The organism is Streptomyces sp. NPDC007875, from assembly GCF_042868035.1.
In the GTDB taxonomy this organism is placed as follows: Bacteria; Actinomycetota; Actinomycetes; order Streptomycetales; family Streptomycetaceae; genus Streptomyces; species Streptomyces antimycoticus.
In genome coordinates, this window is record NZ_JBIADZ010000001.1 from 344,375 (window position 1) to 364,764 (window position 20,390).

Genomic DNA, 20,390 nt, shown 5'->3' on the forward strand with positions numbered 1-20,390 from the left:
CTGCCCTGAAGGGGAATTCATGATCGAGGTCGTCATCGCAGGCGCGGGGCCGAACGGCCTGATGCTCGCCTGCGAACTCGCCCTGGCCGGTGTGCGCCCGGTCATCCTGGAACGCCTCACCGAACCAACCGACACACAGCGTGCGAACGGCCTCGTGGGCCAGGTCATCCGCATGCTCGACCGACGCGGGCTGTACGAGCGGCTGGCCACGCCCGGCACCACCCCCAGGCCGGCTCCTCATTTCACGTTCGGCGCGTTCCCGCTCGACCTGAGCGATCTGCCGGACAACCCGCTGTACACGCTGCTGGTGCCACAGCTCCGGATCGAGCGGATGCTCACCGAGCGCGCGGCGGAGCTGGGTGTCGACATCCGGCGCGGCCACGAGGTCATCGGGCTGACGCAGAGCGAGAAGTCGGTGACGGTCGAGCTGCGCGGGCGGGAGCCGATCGAGGCGGAGTTCCTGGTCGGCGCGGACGGCGGGCGCAGCACGGTCCGCAAGCTCACCGGCATCGACTTCCCCGGCGTGACGAGCGACGACTCGGTGTCGCGCACCGGACATGTGAGCGTGCCCGCAGACCTGATCGGCCCGGATGGCAGCCTGACCGTGCCCGGTTTCGGCGCCGTCCCACCGTTCCAGCATCTGCGGACCGAGCACGGGCTGATCGCCTGGGCGCCCTCCAGGGACGGTGACCCGAAGCTGACCACCGTGGAATGGGGGCAGCCGGCCGAGGGCGAGGCATCGCTGGACGAACTGCGGGCCAGCGCCCGCCGGGTGCTCGGCACGGACGTAGCCCTCGACCCGCCGACCGGACCGGGACCACACCTGATGCGGCGGCTGTTCGGCGGCAACACCCGGATCGCCGAGCGGTACCGCGATCGCCGTGTCCTGCTGCTCGGCGACGCCGCACATGTGCACTCGGCGATCGGCGGCCCGGGGCTCAACCTGGGCCTCCAGGACGCGGTGAACCTCGGGTGGAAGCTGGCCGCGGAACTGCGCGGCCACGCGGCGGAAGGGCTGCTGGACACGTACGAGTCGGAACGGCACCCGGCGGCGCGGCGGGTCGCCATGCACACCCAGGCGCAGTCGCTGCTGATCCGGCCGGGCGGCGATGTGACGGCGCTGCGCGAACTCTTCGGCGAACTGCTCGACCAGCCCACGACCCGGCAGCACATCGCCGGGCTGCTCTCCGGCGCGGACATCACCTACGACATGGGCCCGGCGACCGGACCGCTCGTCGGCCACTGGGCCCCGGACCTGCCGGGCCTGCGCGACCTGACCCGCACCGCCCGCCCCCTCCTCCTGGACCCCACCGCCACCCTCGACCCGGGCCCCTGGGCGGCGCACGTCGACACCGTGCCCGCCCCCGACCTCGACACCGCCCTACTCCTCCGGCCCGACTGCTACATCGCCTGGCAGGGCACGACGAGCGACGGTCTGCACGAGGCGCTGGCCACCTGGTTCAGGTCCGCCTGAGGCTGCGGCACGACCGGCTTACGCCTCCGCCACCACCACGTACAGCGTCGCCGAGGCAAAGAACGGGCGGTGGGCGAGGTGGTGCAGCCAGACGGCCGCCTGGTACTCGCTGAGGTAACCGGCCTCGACGGCACGGCGGGTGGTGCGCTCGAACCCGAAGACCCGGTCCGCCGCGCGGACATCGCGGAAGACCTGGGTGACCGGAATGACCTCCGGCACGCGGAACCCGGCGTCGGTGGCGAGACGGGCGAGCTGGCGGCCGATGGCGGCGTTGCGGATCACCTGCTCGGTGACGTGGCGGGTATAGGCGCGGGAGAGCGCCGGGTGGGGGTGGTCGACGGCGAGGGTGTCCCAGTCGGGCTCGCCCATCACCAGCCGCCCGCCAGGCCGCAGGACCCGGTGGAACTCGGCCAGGACCCGCGCCGGGTCGTCCACATGCTGCAGCACCCGGTCGGTGAGGGCGCGGTCCACCGCCGCGTCGTCCAGGGGCAGGGCGTGGACATCGCCCCGCCGCAGCTCGACGCCCGGATGCACGGCGGTGCGCGCCGCCGCCGCGTCCAGCATCTCCTGGTCGCGGTCGACCCCGATGACCGTACCGCCCGGGGCGACCGCCTCCGCGAGGGCAGGGAGATCGGCGCCGGGGCCGCAGCCCGCGTCGAGGACGGCCAGCCCGGCCCGGAGATCGAGCGCGTCCAGCATCCGCCCCTTGTAGTCGCGTCCGGCGTCGCTCGCGGCGAACCGGACGAGGTAGTCGGCGGACGCGGGCCTGGTGGTCTCGAAGACGGACGCATCGGCAGAGGTCATGGGCGTCAGTCAAGCAGAGCCGCCTCGCGGAGGTGACCGCTTCCTCGTGTGCACTACGTGATCCGGCCGCGCGGCGGGTGGCGACCCGGGAATTCTTATCCATTCGCGCTGCATCACCGGACCCGCTCCGGGCCCCGCAACTACCGTGCGACCAACCATGTTTGAGGGCAACCGGTCGAAAAAACGCCAGGAATCCAGCCACGTGTCCCGAGGAGGGCGGCACAAGCGGTCCCGTGACCCGCGCGCGCACTGGCTGCTTCTGCTCCTCGTCCTCCCCGTCATGTTCGGCCTGCTGATGTTCCAGGGCTGGACCACTCATGAGGTCGACGCGGCGAAGGCGCGGCGGCCCTGCACCAGCCCGGTGCCGCAGGCGCTGGCCGACGGTGGGCCGGTGGTGCAGATCAACGGCGATCAGGTGCGGACCGTGGGCATGCCCGCCGGAACGGTCGCGCTCACCTACGACGGCGGGCCCGACCCCGTCCAGACCCCCCGCCTGCTGGACCTGCTGCGCCGGTACGACGCGCGGGCCACGTTCTTCGTCTCCGGCGCCAAGGCGGCGCAGTACCCCGACCTCGTACGCCGGATCCGCGCCGAGGGCCATGAGATCGGGTCGAACACCTACACCGGCGCCGACATGGGCACCGCCTCCTCCAGCCGCTCCCGGATGGAGCTGTCCCTCACCGAGTCGGCGCTGGCGGGCTCCGTGGGGGTCCAGCCGAGGCTGCTGCGGCTGCCGCTGACCACCGATGTGGACACGCTGTGCGGCGACGAGTGGCAGGCGGCGCGGCGGGTCGCCGAGGAGGGCTACGCGCTGGTGGCCGCCGACCGGTCGGCCAGGAAGCCCGCGCAGGGGGTGGTCCGGCAGTTCAGCCAGACGGACACCGCGTATCAGGAGACCGAGAAGCTGCTGAAGGACCCGCGGGCGAAGAAGTTCACCACGGTGACCGGCGGGCTCGGCGTGCCCCCGGTCGACGTCCCGGTCTCCGGCCTCGAACGCTGGGAGGGCAAGGCGCTGATCTGGGTCGCGGCCATCGGCCGCGGCTTCGTGTCCACCATGACCTGGGTGCTGGGGATCGCGGGGGCGCTGGGGGTGCTGCGGCTGCTGATGCTCGTGCTGTTCGCCCGCACCCATGTCCGGCGGCTCACCCGCTTCCGGCCCGGCGCGCCCTGGCTGCGCGAGGTGAACGAGCCGGTGACGGTGCTCATCCCCGCGTACAACGAGGAGGCGGGCATCGAGGCCACCATCCGGTCGCTGCTCGCCTCCACCCATCAGCGCCTCCAGATCGTCGTGATCGACGACGGGTCGACGGACCGTACGGCCGATATCGCCGCGAGCGTCAACGACCCCCGGGTGCTGGTGGTCCGCCAGCCCAACGCGGGCAAGGCCGCCGCCCTCAACACCGGGCTGGCCCACACCCGGCACGACATCGTGGTGATGGTCGACGCCGACACCGTCTTCGAACCGGACGCCGTCCACCAGCTCATCCAGCCCCTCGCCCACCCGGCCATCGGCGCCGTCAGCGGCAACACCAAGGTCGGCAACCGGCGCAGCCTGCTGGGCCGGTGGCAGCACCTGGAGTACGTCTTCGGGTTCAACCTCGACCGGCGGATGTTCGAGGTGCTGGAGTGCATGCCGACCGTGCCCGGCGCCATCGGGGCCTTCCGGCGGGACGCGCTGATGGGCGTCGGCGGGGTCAGCGAGGACACTCTCGCCGAGGACACCGACCTCACGATGGCCCTGTGGCGGGCGGGCTGGCGGGTGGTGTACGAGGAGACCGCCGTCGCCTGGACCGAGGTCCCCACCTCCCTGCGCCAGCTGTGGCGCCAGCGGTACCGCTGGGGGTACGGCACCCTCCAGGCCATGTGGAAGCACCGCCGCGCGGTGGTCTCCCTGGGCTCGGTGGGGCGGTTCGGCCGCCGGGGGCTCAGCTATCTCACGCTCTTCCAGGTGCTGCTGCCGCTGCTGGCGCCCGTGATCGACCTCTTCGCCCTGTACGGTGCGCTCTTCCTGGACCCGGGGCAGGCGGCCGGGGTGTGGTTCGGCTATCTCGCGATCCAGATGGTCTGCGCCGGATACGCGCTGCGGCTGGACGGTGAGCGGATGCGGGCGCTGTGGTCACTGCCGTTCCAGCTCTTCGTCTACCGGCAGTTGATGTATCTGGTGGTCATCCAGTCCGTGGTCGCCCTCCTGCTCGGGACGCGGCTGCGGTGGCACCGCATCCAGCGCTCGGGGACGGCCGCCCAGGCACTCGGCGAGGCGCCCGCGTACCGGAGCCTGACATCGAAGTGACGGCATCGACGTGACGGCATGGAAGTGACGGCATCGAAGTGACGGCATCGAAGTGACGGCATCGAAGTGACGGCATCGACGACCTGACGGATGGGGACCACCCCCGCGTTCAACGCCGCACCGAAGTTGTCATAGCTCTATGAAGCGGCGGCGGGCCCCTCCGGCCCCTGGGCAGACTGCGCCCATGAGCGATCGGTTGGACGGGTGGGCCGCCGCGAACCGGCCGTCGGGGCGCGCTTGGGACATCTCCACGGCGGAGACGCAGAGCATCCCCGTGCAGGGGACCCCCGTGCAGGGGACCCAGGGCATGCCCGCACAGGGAACCCCGGGCGTCCCCACCAAACCCGCCCCGTACCGCAGGGGCGAGGAGACCCTGGCCACCCCCGCACTCACCCCCACACCCGAACCCGACCCCACCCCCTCCCCCTCCCCCACCCCCACCGTCCGGCGCCGCGCCCCCAAGGAGCCGCTCAGCCGGCGCCGCCGGATCACCCGGCTGGCCATCGTGACCGTCTCCGCGCTGCTCCTCGCCTCCGGCGGCGCCTACGTCTGGGCCGACACCCAGCTCAACCGCGAGGTCGACCTCGGCAAGTCACCGGACCGCCCACCGCCCGGCAAGGGCACCAACTACCTCATCGTGGGCTCCGACAGCCGGGAGGGCCTCTCCGAGCAGGCCAGGAAGAACCTGCGCACCGGCTCGGCCGAGGGCCGCCGCACCGACTCGATGATGGTGCTGCACACCGGTTCCAACGGCACCACGATGATGAGCCTGCCGCGCGACTCCTGGGTGACCATCCCGGGGTTCCTCCGCCCCGACACCGGCAAGACCTTCGCCCCGTCCCGGAACAAGCTGAACGCGGCGTACTCGATGGGCGGCCCCGATCTCCTCGTCTCGACCATCGAACGCAACACGGGGCTGCGCATCGACCACTACGCGGAGATCGGCTTCTCCGGGTTCGTGGATGTCGTGGACGCGGTCGGCGGCGTACGGATGTGCGTGGACCGCGACATCAAGGACCCCAAATCCGGCCTGGATCTGCAGAAGGGCTGCCACACCCTCGACGGCGCCAAGGCCCTCGCCTTCGTCCGCCAGCGCAAGCAGGAGGCCAAGGGCGATCTGGGCCGCACCCAGAACCAGCAGAAGTTCCTGGCCGCTCTCGCCGACAAGGCCGCCACACCGGGCGTCCTGGCCAACCCGTTCGCGGCCTTCCCGACCGTACGCGCGGGGCTGGACACGCTCATCGTCGACAAGGACATGGGCCTGCGGAACCTGATGTCGCTGTTCGAGGCGATGAAGGGCGTCACCTCGGGCAACGGCAGGCAGCTCAACGTCCCGGTGTCCAACACCAACCTCCGGACCTCCAAGGGCAGCGCCGTGCAGTGGAACGTGACGCAGGCGAGGCGCCTCTTCGACCAGCTGCGGAACGACCAGCCGGTGGACATCGCCCCGCCGAGGCCGTAGGCCCACGCCGTAAGGCGAGGCCGTAAGGCGAGGCCGTAAGGCGAGGCCGTAAGGCGAGGCCGTAAGGCGAGCGAACCGCGCACGCGTCTTCCCCAACGCGAGCGGCAACCGGTTTCATGGACGGCACGCTGATCGACTGCGCTCGCAAGCGCGCGAGGAGGTCCGAGGTTGTCCACGCTCTCCGCCCGCCCCGCCCGCCCATGGCCCGGCTCCGCCACGTCCCGCCCGCGCCCCCGCTGGTCCCCGAGCCGACGCCGCCGACTGGCCGCCGACGCCGCGCTGCTGCTCATCGCGGCCGCGTTTCTGCTCCCGCTCGCCTGGCTGGTCCTGGCCTCCATCGACAGCGACGCCACCCTGCGGGTCTCGGCGCCCGGCTCGCCCACGCTGGACAACTTCTCGGCGGTGTGGACGGACGAGATCACCTTCACGCCGATGCTCAACAGCCTGCTCCTGTGCGGCGGCGCCACCATCCTGACCGTCGCCTGCGCGGCGCTGGCCGCCTATCCCCTCTCCCGCTTCCGCTCCCGCGTGGTGCGCCCGTATCTGCTGACGGTGCTCTTCACCACCTGTCTGCCGATCACCGCGATCATGGTTCCGGTCTACGGACTCTTCGTCCAGGTGGACCTCATCGACACCATGTCCGGCACGGCGCTCTTCCTCGCCGCCTCCCAACTCCCCTTCGCCGTCTGGCTGATGAAGAACTTCATGGACGGCGTGCCGGTGATCCTGGAAGAGGCCGCCTGGACCGACGGCGCCTCCTGGCTGCAGAGCCTGACCCGGGTCATCCTGCCGCTGATGGGCCCGGGCATAACGGTGGTGATGATCTACAGCTTCATCATGATGTGGGGCAACTTCTTCGTCCCCTTCATGCTGCTGCTCTCCCCCGAGCAACTCCCCGCGTCCGTCTCGATCTTCACCTTCTTCGGCAACTACGGCCAGGTCGTCTACGGCCAGCTGGCCGCCTTCTCGATCCTCTACTCGACGCCCGTGCTGCTGCTCTACGTCCTGATCTCCCGCCGCCTGGGCGGCGGCTTCGCCCTGGGCGGCGCCGTCAAGGGATGACGGATCCGTGAGAAAATCCGCTGCTACGGCCTGTGGTGGCAGGGGAGTTGGACGGGCGAGGGGGCGCAGGTGGAGTTCCGCATCGAGAAGCAGGACGCCGAGGGCGAGAGCGAGGCGCTGCTGTCGCTGTACCAGTGGCTCTACAAGGACGAAGCGCTGGAGCGGACGACCGAGGTCGAGTTGCGGGAGGCCCCACGGGAGGAAGGCGCCATGGGCGGCGCCTGGGACGTGGTGAACGTCGTGCTCACGCACGCCACCGCGCTGGCCAACCTCGCCCTGGCCCTGGCCGCATGGCGTAGGACCCACCCGTCCGCACCTCCGCTGAACGCCCACGCGAACGGGACGACGGTCACCGTGCACACCGACGACCCGGAGGCGGTGCGCCGGCTGCTGGAGGCCCTGAACACCCCCGACTCGGGTGCGGAGGGCTGAGGCCGTGCGGCTGCCGGACCCGGCCACCTCACGGGCGGTGCTGATCGGCGTCCATGCCTTCGACCACCTTGACGACCTGGCCCCCGTCGAGAACAACATCAACCGGCTGTACGACGCGCTGACCGACCCGGAGCTGTGGGGGCTTCCCAAGGAGCACTGCTGGAAGATCCTCCAACCCCGCTACGGCCAAGAGGTGATCGACGCGCTCGGGCAGGCGGCCGACGAGGCGAGCGACACCCTCTTCGTCTACTACGCCGGGCACGGGCTGATCGACACGCAGGCCACGGACGCTTCGGACCGGCTCTGTCTGGCGCTCCCGGCCGCCGACCAGGAGGCCCGGCTGCACTGGGCCCTGCGCTACAAGGGCGTCCGCGAGAAGGTTCAGCAGCCGCGGCGGGCCCGGCGCAAGGTGGTCGTGCTCGACTGCTGCTACAGCGGCCAGGCCGCGGTCGCCATGGGACCCACCGATCTGAAGGACGAGGCCGAGATCGAGGGCGCGTACGTCCTCGCCTCCTCCGGGGCCAACGCCCTGTCGTACTCCCGGGAGGGCGCGGAGCTGACCGACTTCACCGGTGAGCTGCTGGCGCTGGTCGAGGGGGGTGTGACGGGCGGGCCGGAGCTGCTCACCGTCGAGGACCTCTACCAGGGCATCCGGCGGGCCGCCGCCCACAAGGGTCTGGCCAAGCCGCACAAACTGGCCACCGACCAGGCCGACCGGGTGGCCCTGGTGCGCAACCGGGCCTGGGTCCCGGAGCTGCCCCCGGCCTCCCCCGCCACGGGCGGGGACACCGCCTCCGCCGGGCGGCTGAGCCGGCACGACCTGGACCGCCTGATCGAGGCCCAGAAGAAGGAGGCGGCCAGCTTCCCGTACGAGGACCTTCTGGAAGGGTTCCGCCGCCCCCGCTTCACCGAGGTCTACGTACGCCAGCAGATGACCGCCCAGGGCCTGGACGCCGAGCACCACGGCGGCGGCATGCCGGAGCCGTCCCGGCCCGGTGAATGGTCCCGGTCGCGGGAGCGCGAGGAGCGCCGGGCCGAGGCCGGTGCCCCGGCCCTGGAGGGCAAGCAGGACCGCCGGGTGTCCCAGTCCCTGAAGTCCGTCCTGGAGTCGCCGGAGCATCTGCTGATCACCGGCGGCCCCGGCATGGGCAAGTCGTCGCTCATCGGCCAGCTGCCCCGGGACCTGCCGGAGAACACGGTGCCGATCCGCGTCACGGCCAAGCGCCTCGCCCCGCACGCGCTCAGCCACCAGCCCTGGCAGGAGGCAATCGCCGCCTCGGTCGAGAAGGGCATGCTCCCCACCGGGCTGGACCGGCTCCCGGACCGGCCCGCCCCGGGCGGGCGGTGGGTGATCCTCATCGACGCACTCGACGAGGTCTCCGATATCAGTGCCCGGGACCGGCTCGTGGACTGGGTGGACGGCATTCTGGGCCCGCCGCGCGACCTGCCGTTCCGGCTGATCCTCACCAGTCGCCCGCCGACCCCGGCCGACCGCGACAAGCTGATCCGCGCGGGCATGGCGCACTACACGCTGGAGCCGTTCACCGCGGACGGCCTGGAGCGCTTCGCGGCGGGGTGGTTCCACGACGCCCCGGTCCGCGGGCAGGCGGAGCGGTTCCTGGCCCAGCTCCGCGAGGGCCACCTGCTGGACGTGGCCAAGGTGCCGCTGCTCGCCACCATCGCCGCGATCGTCTTCGAGAAATCTCCGAACACCCCGCTGCCCAAGCAGCGCTTCGACCTGTACGAGCAGTTCCTGACGCATCTGGCGGAGGGGCGTGGCAAGCGGGTGAAGGAGGGTCTGCGGACCCTCCTGGAGGACCTGCCCAACAGCGGTCGGCTGGTGGACGAGATCCGACTGCGCCGATCCGAGCTGGGCAAGCGGCTCGCCATAGCGGCGTCCCAGGGCGAGACAGACCTGCGGGGCCACGCCGAGACGTGGATGGGGCAGCTCGCCAAGGAACTGGACGTGGCCATTCCGGTCACTCCGCGATGGCACCGGACCTTGTTCGCCCTCGCGGAGTACACCGGTCTGGTCACCCGGGACGGGGACAACGTCCGGTTCTGGCACCTGTCGTTCGCCGAGCACCTGGCGGCGGAGGTCCACGAGGCGGAGCTGCCGGGGGCGTTCGACCCGGAGGCGGAGGTCTGGCGGACCTGGCTCCGGCACGTCTTCAACGGAACGGGCCAGGAGGAGGTCGCCCGGCTCGTCCTGGTCCGGCATACGCACAACCACCCGGACAGCGCCCTGCTCCCCTGGCTCCAGCAGCGGACGGACCACCATCAGGCGTTGGTCGGTGAGTTGCTGCTGCGCGGGGCGCGGGCCAGCGGGCCGGTGCTCACGACGTTCTGCGCGATGCTCCGGCGGATGCTGGTCCGGCCGGCGGACGAACAGGACGACCTGCTCACCACGACCGCGCTCCTGGGCGACGCCGAGGTCTCTACGACGCTCGCCCAGGTCATGGGGGACGACGCGGCCGCCACCACCGGACGCGTCGTCGCGGCCCAACTGCTCAGCGAGCGCAGCGGGCCCATGGCGGAGAGGGCGGTGGAGTACCTGTGGACGGTCATCGACGACCCGCACCTCCCGGACCTGGACCGGGTGCGCGCGGCCACCGCGGTCGCCAGGACCCGACACCCGTCGCATGACCGTGCGGCCGAGTCACTGCTGACGATGATCCGTGACGACCGGATCGACCTCTCCGAACGCCGTTCAGCGGCGGAAGCCCTGGGAAGCCTGGCGGGTGACCGTCCGACGCAGGCTCAGGAATGCCTGAATGAACTCATGTGGGCCCCCGGTGTCTCGGCCCATCAGCGCGTGGCGCTCGGGGAGTCCCTGGCCAAGCTCTCCCCCACCTCGTGCCCCGAGGCGCTCTCCGCACTCGAGGCGTCGGCCGAGGACCCGGCCACCTCCGTATCCGAACGGATCGATCTCCTACGGGTCATCGCCGTACTGGACCCCGACCGCAGGCCCCGGTCCATCGAGCACCTCGAGGACGTGATGACCTCGCGCCGGGCCGAGGCCCGCCAGCGGGCCATGGCGGCCCAGACACTGGCACAAATCGCTCTGGACCGGGCCGAGCCGGCCGTGGGCGTGCTGTGGGACCTGGTGCGCAACTCCCGTCTCGACGTGGACGACCGCATGGACGCGGCGGAGCGGCTCGCCGACCTCGACGCCGCCCACCGGGCCGAGGTGGCCGACGAGCTGTACCGGCTGGCCGAGTCCCCGCACTGCCGCGTGGGGTACAAGATCCTCGCGGTCGTGAAGTCCGCCGAGCTCGCGCCTCGCACCAGGGATCGCTGTCTGGCACTGCTGACCGCCATCGCGACGGACCCCGCCCACGACTGGGACGACCGAGTCCAAGCGGCCTCGAACCTGAGCGACATGGACCCGCAGAACACCGACCATGTGGTCACCGTGCTGGAGGCGGCGCTCAGCGCCCCGGGGGTGACCCCCTACTGCCGGGCGACGGCCGCCGGCCACCTCGGCAAGCTCAGCGACGGCCACCGGATGCGGGCCTTCGAGATGGTGCTGGGCCGGATCACCGCACCGGACACATCGCTGGTGGAATGCACGACACTGGCCATGGCCTTGGCCCTGCTCGGGCCGGAGCGGGCCGAGGAGGCCGAAGCGCTTCTCACGCGGGTGCTGGAGTCCCCGTTCCTCAGTCCTCACACACGCCGGGACGTCGCGCACTCCCTCGTCCGGCTGGCGCCCCACACGCGGTCCCGCGTCGTCGACACGCTGCTGCGCCACGCGGCGTCGGAACTGGACGGGCTCCAAGTGCGATGGACGTTGACGACCGCGGTGGACATCGACCCCGGCCAACGGGAAGCGGCGGCCCGGATTCTGCGCACCCGGCTGGCCACGGCCGGTGAACGGTCCTTCGGACGTGGCTGGTTCGCCAGGACCCTGGCCGAACTGGGCGGGACCCGGGAACGCGCTCAGGTCGTGCGCGACCTCCTGGCGGTCATCACCGACGCCGCCCACACCAGGACCCGGCTCGCCGCGGCGGACGACCTCGCCAACGTCGACCCCGGAGCACTGGAGTCCGTGGTGGACGCCTTGGTGGCCATTGCCTCCGACGAGTCATGCCCGGCGGAGTACCGCGTCAAGGCGGCCGCCCGGATCGGCGGGATCGGCCGGGCCCATCACGAACGGGCCCGGACGCTCCTGGAAGTCATCGCCACCGACGAACTCTGCGACGCCACACAGCGGGAGAAGGCCCAGGAGGAGCTGCGGAACCTCCACGACGTCCCGCCGCCCCTCCCGCCTGCCTGACCGGCCTCAGCCGCCCGGCAGGGTCGGCGCGGCGCAGCCGTGGTGTTCGGCCGAGGCGGCGGCGAACGCCGCCAGGGCGGCGCGTTCGTAGGCGAGGTCGGGGCGGCGGCGGGTTTCGCCGTCGGCGTCGGCGGCGCGGATGAGGTAGAGGGCGGACTCGGCGCCGCGCGGGCAGGTGGCACCGGCCCAGTAGGCGCTCTGGCCGAGCCGTCCGGCGGGCTTCTCGGCGGGGGTCACGTTCTCGTAGTCGTAGTCCCGGGTGTACTGGGAGCGGGCGTCCTCCGCGTACGGGCCGTAGTACGCCTCGAGACGGTAGAGCGGTGAGCCGTCCCGCGTGCCGAGGACGCAGCTCTCGCGCGGTGCGCGGTCGCGGGCCGTCTCGCGGGCGGTGGAGACGGCGGAGCGCGAGGCGGTGGGGACGGCCGCGCAGGTGCCCTCGGCGCCGAGCAGCGGCTCGTACTCGTCCTCGTTCACCGGCAGGCCCACGGTGCGGACCGGCTTGCCCAAGGGCGCGTCGCAGCCCCAGTGGTCGTTGGCCGCCTCGGCGGTCGCGGTGGCGGTGCGGACGAAGTCGGGGCGGACGGCGGGGTCGTCGAGGGTGGTGGTGGCGCCGCGCAGCGCGGTCTCGACGGTGATCAGCAGGCTGTCGCCGCGCCGGGCGCAGTCGAGCAGTACGGCGGTGGTGGCCGTGCCGTCCTCGGCGTCGCCCAGCCGTGCGGTGTCGGTGGCGAACAGGCCGGACCAGCCGTTGCCGAGGGGGACGGGAAGCGTGCGGCTCGCGGGTACGGCGGCGTAGAGCTCGCCGTATCCGTACTCGGCGCGGGGGCGGGGCGAGCCCGCGATGGAGACGGCGATGTGGCCGGTGCCCTTGGCGGCGATCCGGCAGCGGACGGAGAGGGAGTTGGCCCGCCTGGCGTTGCTCTTGTCGCTCTTGTCGCTCTTGTCGCTCTTTGAGGCTGCGTTGCCAAAGGAGCCCTCGGTGCGGTTCGTGACGTCCAGCGTGGCGTCCTCGCCGAGCACCGTGCGGACCTCGCCGACCGGAAGCACCCCGTCGCAGGCCCCGTCCAGCGCCCGGTCCTCGCTGCCCGCGAACCAGACGATCGCTCCGGCGAGGGCGGCCAGCGCCACCGCGACGACCGCCAGGGCCCGGACCCGGCGCCGGGTGAGTGTGGGTCGGGTCAGTGCCACTGCTCCACCTCCCCGAGCACCTTGGTGTCACGGCAGTCCGCCGACGCGGGCCAGCCGTCCTCGGCGTCGAGATAGCGGTCCAGGACCGTACGGGCGGTGGTGGAGAGCCTGGTGCGGTCCTTGCCGCTGATGACGGCGGTCTCGCCGTCCCCGAGCTGGATCTCGGGGAGGACGGCGACCCGGTGGTAGGTGCTGCGGCCGCCGCACACCGACTGGGCCCACAGGGCGAGTTGGGGGCGTCCGGCGTAGGAGGAGACGCGGTCCTCCTGGCGCACACCACGATCGGCGTCCGCCTCGGAGTCCGCCTCGGAGTCCGCCTCGGAACCGGCTTCTGAGGGGCTCTCGCCCTCCTGCGCTCCCCACCCGGGCACATGGCCCTCGCGTTCGTAGGAGTCGTAGGCGGACCGGCCGAGGACCCCCGACCAGCTGGCCGCATCGACCTCGGTGACCTGCCACTCCTTCGGGCGCGGGCGCTCGCCGGCGTTCTTCTCCGCGTCCCACTCCCCGGCGCAGGCGCTCAGCCCGGTGGACTCCTGCAGATCGCCGAGGGTGGTCCAGGAGCCGGAGGCGATGCCGGGGAGCGAGGAGCCGTCGATCCACTCGCATTTGCGCAACGCCCGGCCGGGCGCGCCATGGGTCTCGTCCGTGTCCACCACGGTTTTCGGCATCGCGAGCGGTCCGGAGCCGCAGTGCTGGGCCTTGGTGAGGACGTTGGCGACCTGTACGGCGGTACGGAAGCCGAGGAGCGCGGTGGCGCGGTCCGGCTTGCCGTTCCCCGACGTCGACTCGTCGGTCTCGTCGGGCCCGTCTGCGTCGTCGGACCCATCGGCCTCGTCGGACCCGTTGGTCCCGTCCGCCACCCGGGCCGTCACATACAGGTCGGTCGTGGGCCGGACCCGGCCGCGGAGCCCGCCCAGGCAGTCGGTCACCAGCCAGGCTCCCCGCTTCCCGTACTGGCCGGTGGTGCCCGGCGCCACGAAGGTGCCGTGGCCACCGGCCGGTTCCAGGAGGTCCCGGGTCTCGACGGCCTGGGGGACATCGGACACCAGCGCCTCGGCATGAACCGTGACCCCGTAGCCGTCTCCCCACGACAGCGAGCAGTCCAGCAACGAACGGCTCTCCTGGCCGGGGGCGAGCATCGTGCCGTGCTCTCTGAGCTTGCCCGGCCGCTCGTCACGCACCAGCCGTTCGAGGTCCCCGTACGGCAGGGTGCCGTCGCACGCCTTCCTCAACTGGGCCTGGTTGGCGGCGAGATGGCCGCCGCCGCTGTCCCGGGTCGCGAGGACGGTTCCCGCGATCCCCACCACCGCCATCAGTACGACGAGGGGCGTGCGGCGCTGCCACACACGGCCCCATAAACCACGCATCCCGCCCCAAACTCCTTACATCCCCTGACCAGTTCCCCCTTGATCAGGCGGGGACAGTATCAGAGGAGCGGGAGCGCGGCGGCGGCGCGGCTATCCCTTCGCGCCGGAGGACTCGCGGCTATCCCTTCGCGCCGGAGGGTTCCCTCTTCGCCCCCGAAGGCTCCTTCTTCGCCCCCGAGCCCGCCGGGTCGAAGCGGAAGACCTGTCCCGGGGCGCCGGACCGGCACGGCAGTTGGACCACATGGGCCCAGCGCCGGGGCGTGCCGTCGGGCAGCCCCAGGCACTGGCCGGTGTGCGCGGGCCGCAGCCGGAACCCCTCGGCGGGCCGGTCGACGGCCTCCAGCCGGAACTCCTCGCCCGCTCCCCGGGTCTCGCAGTAGTCGTCGCCCAGCCAGGCGCCCTCGGCCTTGCTCTGGCCCATGATTCCGGAGCAGCCCAGGCCGTGCTCGGGGTGGAGGGTGGCGATCCGCCACAGCCCGTCGTCCAGGCGCTGGAGCGAGAACGAGGGGAAGACGTCCTCGCACGGCGCCTGATAGACCCAGGCGATCTTGTCCCCCTGGGGGCGTTCGGACAGACACAGCGACGAGTGGACGGCCCGGATCCGGTACTTCCCGGGCGCGGGCGCCGGATCGTCCGAGGAGACCGCCGCGGACCCGCCCTTCTTGTCCGGTCCGTCGCCCTCGCCGCCCCCGTCGTCGTGCGCCCGCCAGGCGAGCACGGCCGCCGTCGCTGCCACGGCGACCGTCAGCGCGAGCGCGGCACTCAGCATCGGCTTACGGGAGCGCCGGGTACCCTCCTCGGGCGTACGGGAGGAGGAGGGCGCGGTCGGCGACGCGGGCGAACCCTGCTCAAGTGGCTCGGCCGGGGTGGCGTCCGTCGCGGCCTCCGCGAGGGAACCCGCCCCCGGTTCGGCGGCGCGCGTCGCGAGGTCCTTGCGGACGGCCAGCCAGACGGTGAGCTCCGCGGGCCCCACGCCACAGGCCCGTACGAAGGCCGCGACCAGCTCCTCGCGGGGCAGCGTGGCGCGCCCGAGCATATTGGCGATGGTGCTGCGCGGCAGTATGTCCCCGACCGCGTCGGCCCGTGCGGCCAACTCCCGGTAGGTCAGCCGGGACCAGTCCTTGAGTGCCTGCAGCGCGGCGATGAACTCGCGGGCGTTCTGTGCCCCCTGTGGATCGGGAGCCCTGTCGGCATCGGCCATCTGTGGTTCTCTCCCCCGCCCCCTGTGTCCCGCCCCCTGTGTCCCGGCCCTGTCCGGGACTGCTCCGGGACAGGTCCCGGACAAGGGACAGCCTTGTTCACTCCGGCGGTTCGTTCAAGAGTGAACCTCGCCAACGGCGCACGGCCGCAGCGGCGTTGATCTTCCACGGGGGGATGATCAAGACCGCTGCGGCCGACGCGAGAGGCGGCGAGAGGCGGGAGAGACCCAACGAGCTGGGACCGAGCGCCCGAACGAGCGGAAGTGACCGCCCACCCATCGGGAGAGCGCCCCCAACCAGCAGAGGCGAGCAGGCGCGTGACGGATCAGAAGACCGACTCGGCCTCGTCCATCCGGTCGACCGGAACGGTCTTGAGCTCGGTGACCGCGTTGGCGATCGGCACCATCGTGATGTCCGTGCCGCGCAGCGCGGTCATCATGCCGAAGTCGCCGCGGTGCGCCGCCTCGACGGCGTGCCAGCCGAAGCGGGTGGCCAGCACGCGGTCGTACGCGGTGGGCGTGCCGCCGCGCTGCACATGGCCCAGGATGACCGGGCGGGCCTCCTTGCCCAGGCGCCGCTCCAGCTCGGCCGCGAGGCGGTTGCCGATACCGGTGAACCGCTCATGGCCGTACTGGTCGATCTCGCCCTTCTGGTACTCCATGGAGCCCTCGGCCGGGTGCGCGCCCTCGGCGACGCAGATGACCGCGAACTTCTTGCCGCGGGCGAACCGCTCCTCGACCATCTTCACCAGCCCGTCGACCTCGAAGGGCCGCTCCGGCAGGCAGATGCCGTGGGCGCCGCCGGCCATCCCGGACTCCAGCGCGATCCAGCCCGCGTGGCGCCCCATGACCTCGACGACCATGACCCGCTGATGCGATTCGGCGGTGGTCTTCAGCCGGTCCATGGCCTCGGTGGCGACGCCGACGGCGGTGTCGAAGCCGAAGGTGCGGTCGGTGGAGGAGATGTCGTTGTCGATCGTCTTCGGGACGCCGACGATCGGCAGCCCGGCGTCGGAGAGCATCCGCGCGGCGGTGAGGGTGCCCTCGCCGCCGATCGGGATCAGCACGTCTATCCCGTAGTCACGCGCGTGGTCCTTCGAGGTCTCGCACGCCTCGCGCAGCCGGGCGCGCTCCAGCCGGGAGGAGCCGAGGATGGTGCCGCCGCGGGTGAGGATGCCGCTGACGGCGTCGAGGTCCAGCTTGCGGTGACGGCCGTCGAGGAGGCCCTTGAAGCCGTCCTCGAACCCGATCACCTCGTCTCCGTGGCCGGCGACCGCGCGGTGCACCACCGACCGGATCACAGCGTTGAGGCCGGGGCAGTCGCCGCCTGCGGTGAGAACTCCGATGCGCATCGTGCTGTGTCTCCTGCTCCCTACGGGTAGATGTGAGCCAGTCCGATTGTTTCATGGGCGGGGTAGTGCTGTATCCCCCCAGCGGCCAGCGCCTTAATCACGGTCGCAGGTATTGTCAAGAGGACCGGGCCGTTCAATGTGGCCAATTTGTGTCCCATGGGCGCACAAACGGAAAACACCCAAGAACGCCAGAGGAACGGAGAGTGCGCGTGACACGCAGCGTGTACGTGACCGGAGTCGAGCGTGGCGACGGACGCCAGGTCGTGGAGCTGGGGGTGATGGAGCTCCTGACCCGTCATGTCGACCGGGTCGGCGTCTTCCGCCCCCTGGTGCACGACGACCCCGATCGCCTCTTCGACCTGCTGCGGGCGCGCTACCGGCTCAGCCAGTCGCCGGAGTCGGTCTTCGGCATGACGTATCACGAGGCGGCCACGCTCCAGGCCGAGCGGGGCGCCGACGAGCTGGTCTCGCAGCTGGTCGGCCGCTTCCACGAGGTCGCCGACGCGTATGACCACGTTCTGGTGCTGGGCAGCGACTACGCGGCCACCAGCCTCCCCGACGAGCTGGGGCTGAACGCACGGCTCGCCAATGAGTTCGGCGCCTCGGTGATCACGGTCGTCGGCGGGCAGCAGCAGACCGCCGAGTCGGCCGGCGCCGAGGCCCACAACGCCTACCGCGCCTACGAGGCGCAGGGCTGCGACGTGGTCGCGGTGGTCGTCAACCGGGTGGTGCCCGGGGACCGCGAGGCCATCGCCGAGCGGCTGGCCGCCAAGCTGCCGGTCCCCAGCTATGTGCTGCCCGAGGACGAGTCGCTGTCGGCGCCCACCGTCTCCCAGATCGTCCGCACCCTGGGCGCGGAGGTGCTGCTCGGCGATCAGACCGGGCTCTCCCGGGATGTGCGGGACTTCGTCTTCGGCGGCGCGATGCTGCCGAGCTTCCTGCCCGCGCTGACCGAGGGCTGTCTGGTGGTGACGCCCGGGGACCGCGCGGATCTGATCGTGGGCGCGCTCGCCGCGCACAGCGCCGGCGCCCCGCCGATCGCCGGGGTGCTGCTCACCCTGGACGAGCGGCCGGGCCCGGACATCCTGGCGCTGGCCTCGCGGCTGGCCCCGGGGACCCCGGTGGTGTCGGTGGCGGGCGGCTCCTTCCCGACGGCGGCCGAGCTGTTCGCCATCGAGGGCAAGCTCACGGCGAGCGCGCCGCGCAAGGCGGAGACCGCGCTCGGCCTCTTCGAGCGGCATGTGGACACCGCCGCGCTGACCGAGCGCATCTCGGTGGGCCGCTCGGCCCGGGTCACCCCGATGATGTTCGAGCGCGAGCTGATCGAGCGGTCCCGGTCCCGTCGCCGGCGGGTGGTGCTGCCCGAGGGCGCGGAGGAGCGGGTGCTGCGCGCCGCCGACGTACTGCTCCGCCGCGATGTGTGCGATCTCACACTGCTGGGTGAGGAGGACGCGATCCGCAAGCGCGCCGCCGAGCTCGGCATCCAGCTCGCCGAGGCGCAGATCGTCGATCCGCAGACCTCCCCGCTTCGGGAGCGCTTCGCCGAGGGGTACGCGAAGCTGCGCGCCCACAAGGGCGTCTCCTACGAGCTGGCGTACGACGTGGTGGCCGATGTCTCCTACTTCGGCACGCTGATGGTCCAGGAGGGCCTGGCCGACGGCATGGTCTCGGGCGCGGTGCACTCCACCGCCGCCACCATCCGGCCCGCCTTCGAGATCATCAAGACCGCCCCGGGCGCCGAGATCGTCTCCTCGGTCTTCTTCATGTGCCTGGCCGACCGGGTGCTGGTCTACGGCGACTGCGCGGTCAACCCCGACCCGGACGCCGAGCAGCTCGCGGACATCGCCATCCAGTCGGCGACGACGGCCGCCCGGTTCGGGGTGGAGCCGAGGATCGCGATGCTGTCGTACTCCACCGGCACCTCGGGCTCCGGCGCGGATGTGGACAAGGTCCGCAAGGCGACCGAGCTGGTCCGCGAGCGCCGCCCCGATCTGCTGGTCGAGGGCCCGATCCAGTACGACGCCGCGGTGGACGCCGCGGTCGCGGCGACCAAGCTGCCCGACTCCGAGGTGGCGGGCAACGCCACCGTGCTGATCTTCCCGGACCTGAACACCGGCAACAACACCTACAAGGCCGTGCAGCGCTCGGCGGGCGCCGTCGCGGTCGGTCCGGTGCTGCAGGGTCTGCGCAAGCCGGTGAACGACCTGTCCCGCGGGGCACTCGTCCAGGACATCGTCAACACCGTCTCGATCACCGCCATCCAGGCCCAGTCCCCGGCGTCCCCGGCGTCGCCGGCCTCCCCGGCGTCCCCCGCACAGAAGGCGCAGTCCGCGTGAACGGCTCCCGAGTCCTCGTCCTCAACTCCGGCTCCTCGTCCGTGAAGTACCAGCTACTGGACATGGCCGACGGGGCCCGGCCCGCCTCCGGCATCGTGGAGCGGATCGGTGAGGGCCCCGTCGCCGACCACGCGGCGGCCCTCAAGCAGGTCGCCGACGAACTGGCCGCCCAGGGCCTGGGCCTCGACTCGCCCGAGCTGGCGGCGGTCGGCCACCGGGTGGTGCACGGCGGCACCCGGTTCACCGAGCCGACGCTGATCACCGATGAGGTGGTCGAGGAGATCGAGAAGCTGATCCCGCTGGCCCCGCTGCACAACCCGGCCAACGTCACCGGGATCAAGGTGGCCCGCGCGCTGCGCCCGGACCTGCCGCAGGTCGCGGTCTTCGACACGGCGTTCCACTCGACCATCCCGGAGGCGGCGGCGCGCTACGCGATCGACGTGGAGACCGCCGACCGCTGGGGGGTGCGGCGCTACGGCTTCCACGGCACCTCGCACGCGTATGTCTCCCGGGCCACCGCCGCGCTGCTGAGCAAGGACCCCGCGGAGGTCAACACGATCGTGCTGCACCTGGGCAACGGGGCCAGCGCCTCGGCGGTGCGCGGCGGCGTCTGCGTGGAGACCTCGATGGGGCTGACCCCGTTGGAGGGCCTGGTGATGGGTACCCGCTCGGGGGACATCGACCCGGCGGCGATCTTCCATCTGTCCCGGGTGGGCGGTATGTCGACCGATGAGATCGACACCCTGCTCAACAAGCGCAGTGGGCTGGCCGGCCTGTGCGGGGACAACGACATGCGCGAGATCGGCCGCCGGATGGGCGAGGGCGATCAGGCCGCGCAGCTCGCCTTCGACATCTACATCCACCGACTGCGGAAGTATGTGGGCGCGTACACCGCGGTACTCGGGCGGGTGGACGCCATCGCGTTCACCGCCGGTGTGGGGGAGAACTCCGCGGCGGTACGGGAGGCGGCGATGCGCGGCCTCACCGCGTTCGGCATCGAGGTGGACGGCGTCCGCAACGCGCTGCGCTCCGCCACGGCGCGGCTGATCTCCACGGAGTCCAGCCGGGTCGCGGTGGCCGTGGTGCCCACCGATGAGGAGCGGGAGATCGCCAGCCAGACGTTCGACCTGGTCAGCGCCTAGCCTC

The 20,390-nt window shown here is 71.9% G+C and carries 13 protein-coding genes; 8 read left to right on the forward strand and 5 right to left on the reverse strand.

The genetic code is table 11. The features are described 5' to 3' along the window. Positions 1–19: 19 nt before the first annotated feature. Entirely contained in the window at positions 20–1,474 is a 1,455-nt protein-coding gene (locus ACFYOY_RS01460) for an FAD-dependent monooxygenase (protein WP_388584104.1), read from the forward strand. Positions 1,475–1,492: 18 nt separating this feature from the next. On the opposite strand, the gene ACFYOY_RS01465 is transcribed toward ACFYOY_RS01460, so the two are convergent. Continuing rightward, complete coding sequence (locus ACFYOY_RS01465; RefSeq protein WP_351880362.1) at positions 1,493–2,278, reverse strand: methyltransferase domain-containing protein; 786 nt, start codon at positions 2,276–2,278, stop codon at positions 1,493–1,495. Positions 2,279–2,435: 157 nt separating this feature from the next. Here ACFYOY_RS01465 and ACFYOY_RS01470 point away from each other — a divergent pair, with 157 nt between their 5' ends. The 5 genes from ACFYOY_RS01470 (at position 2,436) to ACFYOY_RS01490 (ending at position 11,803) form a co-directional block, all read left to right on the forward strand. Continuing rightward, a complete protein-coding gene (locus ACFYOY_RS01470) occupies positions 2,436–4,568 on the forward strand; it encodes a bifunctional polysaccharide deacetylase/glycosyltransferase family 2 protein (protein WP_351880359.1) in 2,133 nt (710 codons plus the stop codon). 184 nt (positions 4,569–4,752) lie between these two features. Further along, positions 4,753–6,030: an LCP family protein gene (locus ACFYOY_RS01475; RefSeq protein WP_351880356.1), complete on the forward strand. Its 1,278-nt coding sequence runs from the start codon at positions 4,753–4,755 to the stop codon at positions 6,028–6,030. Between the two features lie 168 nt (positions 6,031–6,198). Continuing rightward, positions 6,199–7,092: a carbohydrate ABC transporter permease gene (locus ACFYOY_RS01480; RefSeq protein WP_388584109.1), complete on the forward strand. Its 894-nt coding sequence runs from the start codon at positions 6,199–6,201 to the stop codon at positions 7,090–7,092. 69 nt (positions 7,093–7,161) lie between these two features. After that, on the forward strand, positions 7,162–7,524 hold the full coding sequence (locus ACFYOY_RS01485; RefSeq protein WP_351880353.1) for a hypothetical protein: 363 nt from the start codon (positions 7,162–7,164) through the stop codon (positions 7,522–7,524). Between the two features lie 4 nt (positions 7,525–7,528). Further along, a complete protein-coding gene (locus ACFYOY_RS01490; protein ID WP_351880350.1) occupies positions 7,529–11,803 on the forward strand; it encodes a caspase family protein in 4,275 nt (1,424 codons plus the stop codon). A 6-nt stretch (positions 11,804–11,809) separates the two neighbouring features. Here the strand turns inward: ACFYOY_RS01490 and ACFYOY_RS01495 are convergent, their stop codons facing one another. The 4 genes from ACFYOY_RS01495 to ACFYOY_RS01510 form a co-directional block, all read right to left on the reverse strand. Continuing rightward, positions 11,810–12,991 (reverse strand): hypothetical protein, encoded by a 1,182-nt coding sequence (locus tag ACFYOY_RS01495; RefSeq protein ID WP_388584114.1) that lies wholly within the window; start codon positions 12,989–12,991, stop codon positions 11,810–11,812. Beyond that, positions 12,982–14,358 carry a hypothetical protein gene (locus ACFYOY_RS01500; protein WP_351880345.1) on the reverse strand — a complete coding sequence of 459 codons (1,377 nt, stop codon included), beginning with the start codon at positions 14,356–14,358 and terminating at the stop codon, positions 12,982–12,984. Before ACFYOY_RS01500 ends, ACFYOY_RS01495 begins: the two co-directional genes overlap by 10 nt. A 118-nt stretch (positions 14,359–14,476) precedes the next feature. After that, complete coding sequence (locus ACFYOY_RS01505) at positions 14,477–15,559, reverse strand: helix-turn-helix domain-containing protein (protein ID WP_351880342.1); 1,083 nt, start codon at positions 15,557–15,559, stop codon at positions 14,477–14,479. Between the two features lie 323 nt (positions 15,560–15,882). Then, complete coding sequence (locus ACFYOY_RS01510; RefSeq protein ID WP_351880339.1) at positions 15,883–16,908, reverse strand: 6-phosphofructokinase; 1,026 nt, start codon at positions 16,906–16,908, stop codon at positions 15,883–15,885. Positions 16,909–17,117: 209 nt separating this feature from the next. Between ACFYOY_RS01510 and pta the strand changes: the two genes are divergently transcribed. Beyond that, complete coding sequence (pta, locus tag ACFYOY_RS01515; protein ID WP_351880336.1) at positions 17,118–19,244, forward strand: phosphate acetyltransferase; 2,127 nt, start codon at positions 17,118–17,120, stop codon at positions 19,242–19,244. Beyond that, complete coding sequence (locus tag ACFYOY_RS01520; protein WP_351880333.1) at positions 19,241–20,386, forward strand: acetate kinase; 1,146 nt, start codon at positions 19,241–19,243, stop codon at positions 20,384–20,386. Before pta ends, ACFYOY_RS01520 begins: the two co-directional genes overlap by 4 nt. Positions 20,387–20,390 lie beyond the last annotated feature (4 nt).

What these genes read in the sequence shown, in the direction of transcription:
- ACFYOY_RS01460 (WP_388584104.1), top strand. Translation starts at nt 20, where the DNA reads ATGATCGAGGTCGTCATCGCAGGCGCGGGGCCGAACGGCCTGATGCTC.
- ACFYOY_RS01465 (WP_351880362.1), bottom strand. Translation starts at nt 2,278, where the DNA reads ATGACCTCTGCCGATGCGTCCGTCTTCGAGACCACCAGGCCCGCGTCC.
- ACFYOY_RS01470 (WP_351880359.1), top strand. Translation starts at nt 2,436, where the DNA reads ATGTTTGAGGGCAACCGGTCGAAAAAACGCCAGGAATCCAGCCACGTG.
- ACFYOY_RS01475 (WP_351880356.1), top strand. Translation starts at nt 4,753, where the DNA reads ATGAGCGATCGGTTGGACGGGTGGGCCGCCGCGAACCGGCCGTCGGGG.
- ACFYOY_RS01500 (WP_351880345.1), bottom strand. Translation starts at nt 14,358, where the DNA reads ATGCGTGGTTTATGGGGCCGTGTGTGGCAGCGCCGCACGCCCCTCGTC.
- ACFYOY_RS01505 (WP_351880342.1), bottom strand. Translation starts at nt 15,559, where the DNA reads ATGGCCGATGCCGACAGGGCTCCCGATCCACAGGGGGCACAGAACGCC.
- ACFYOY_RS01510 (WP_351880339.1), bottom strand. Translation starts at nt 16,908, where the DNA reads ATGCGCATCGGAGTTCTCACCGCAGGCGGCGACTGCCCCGGCCTCAAC.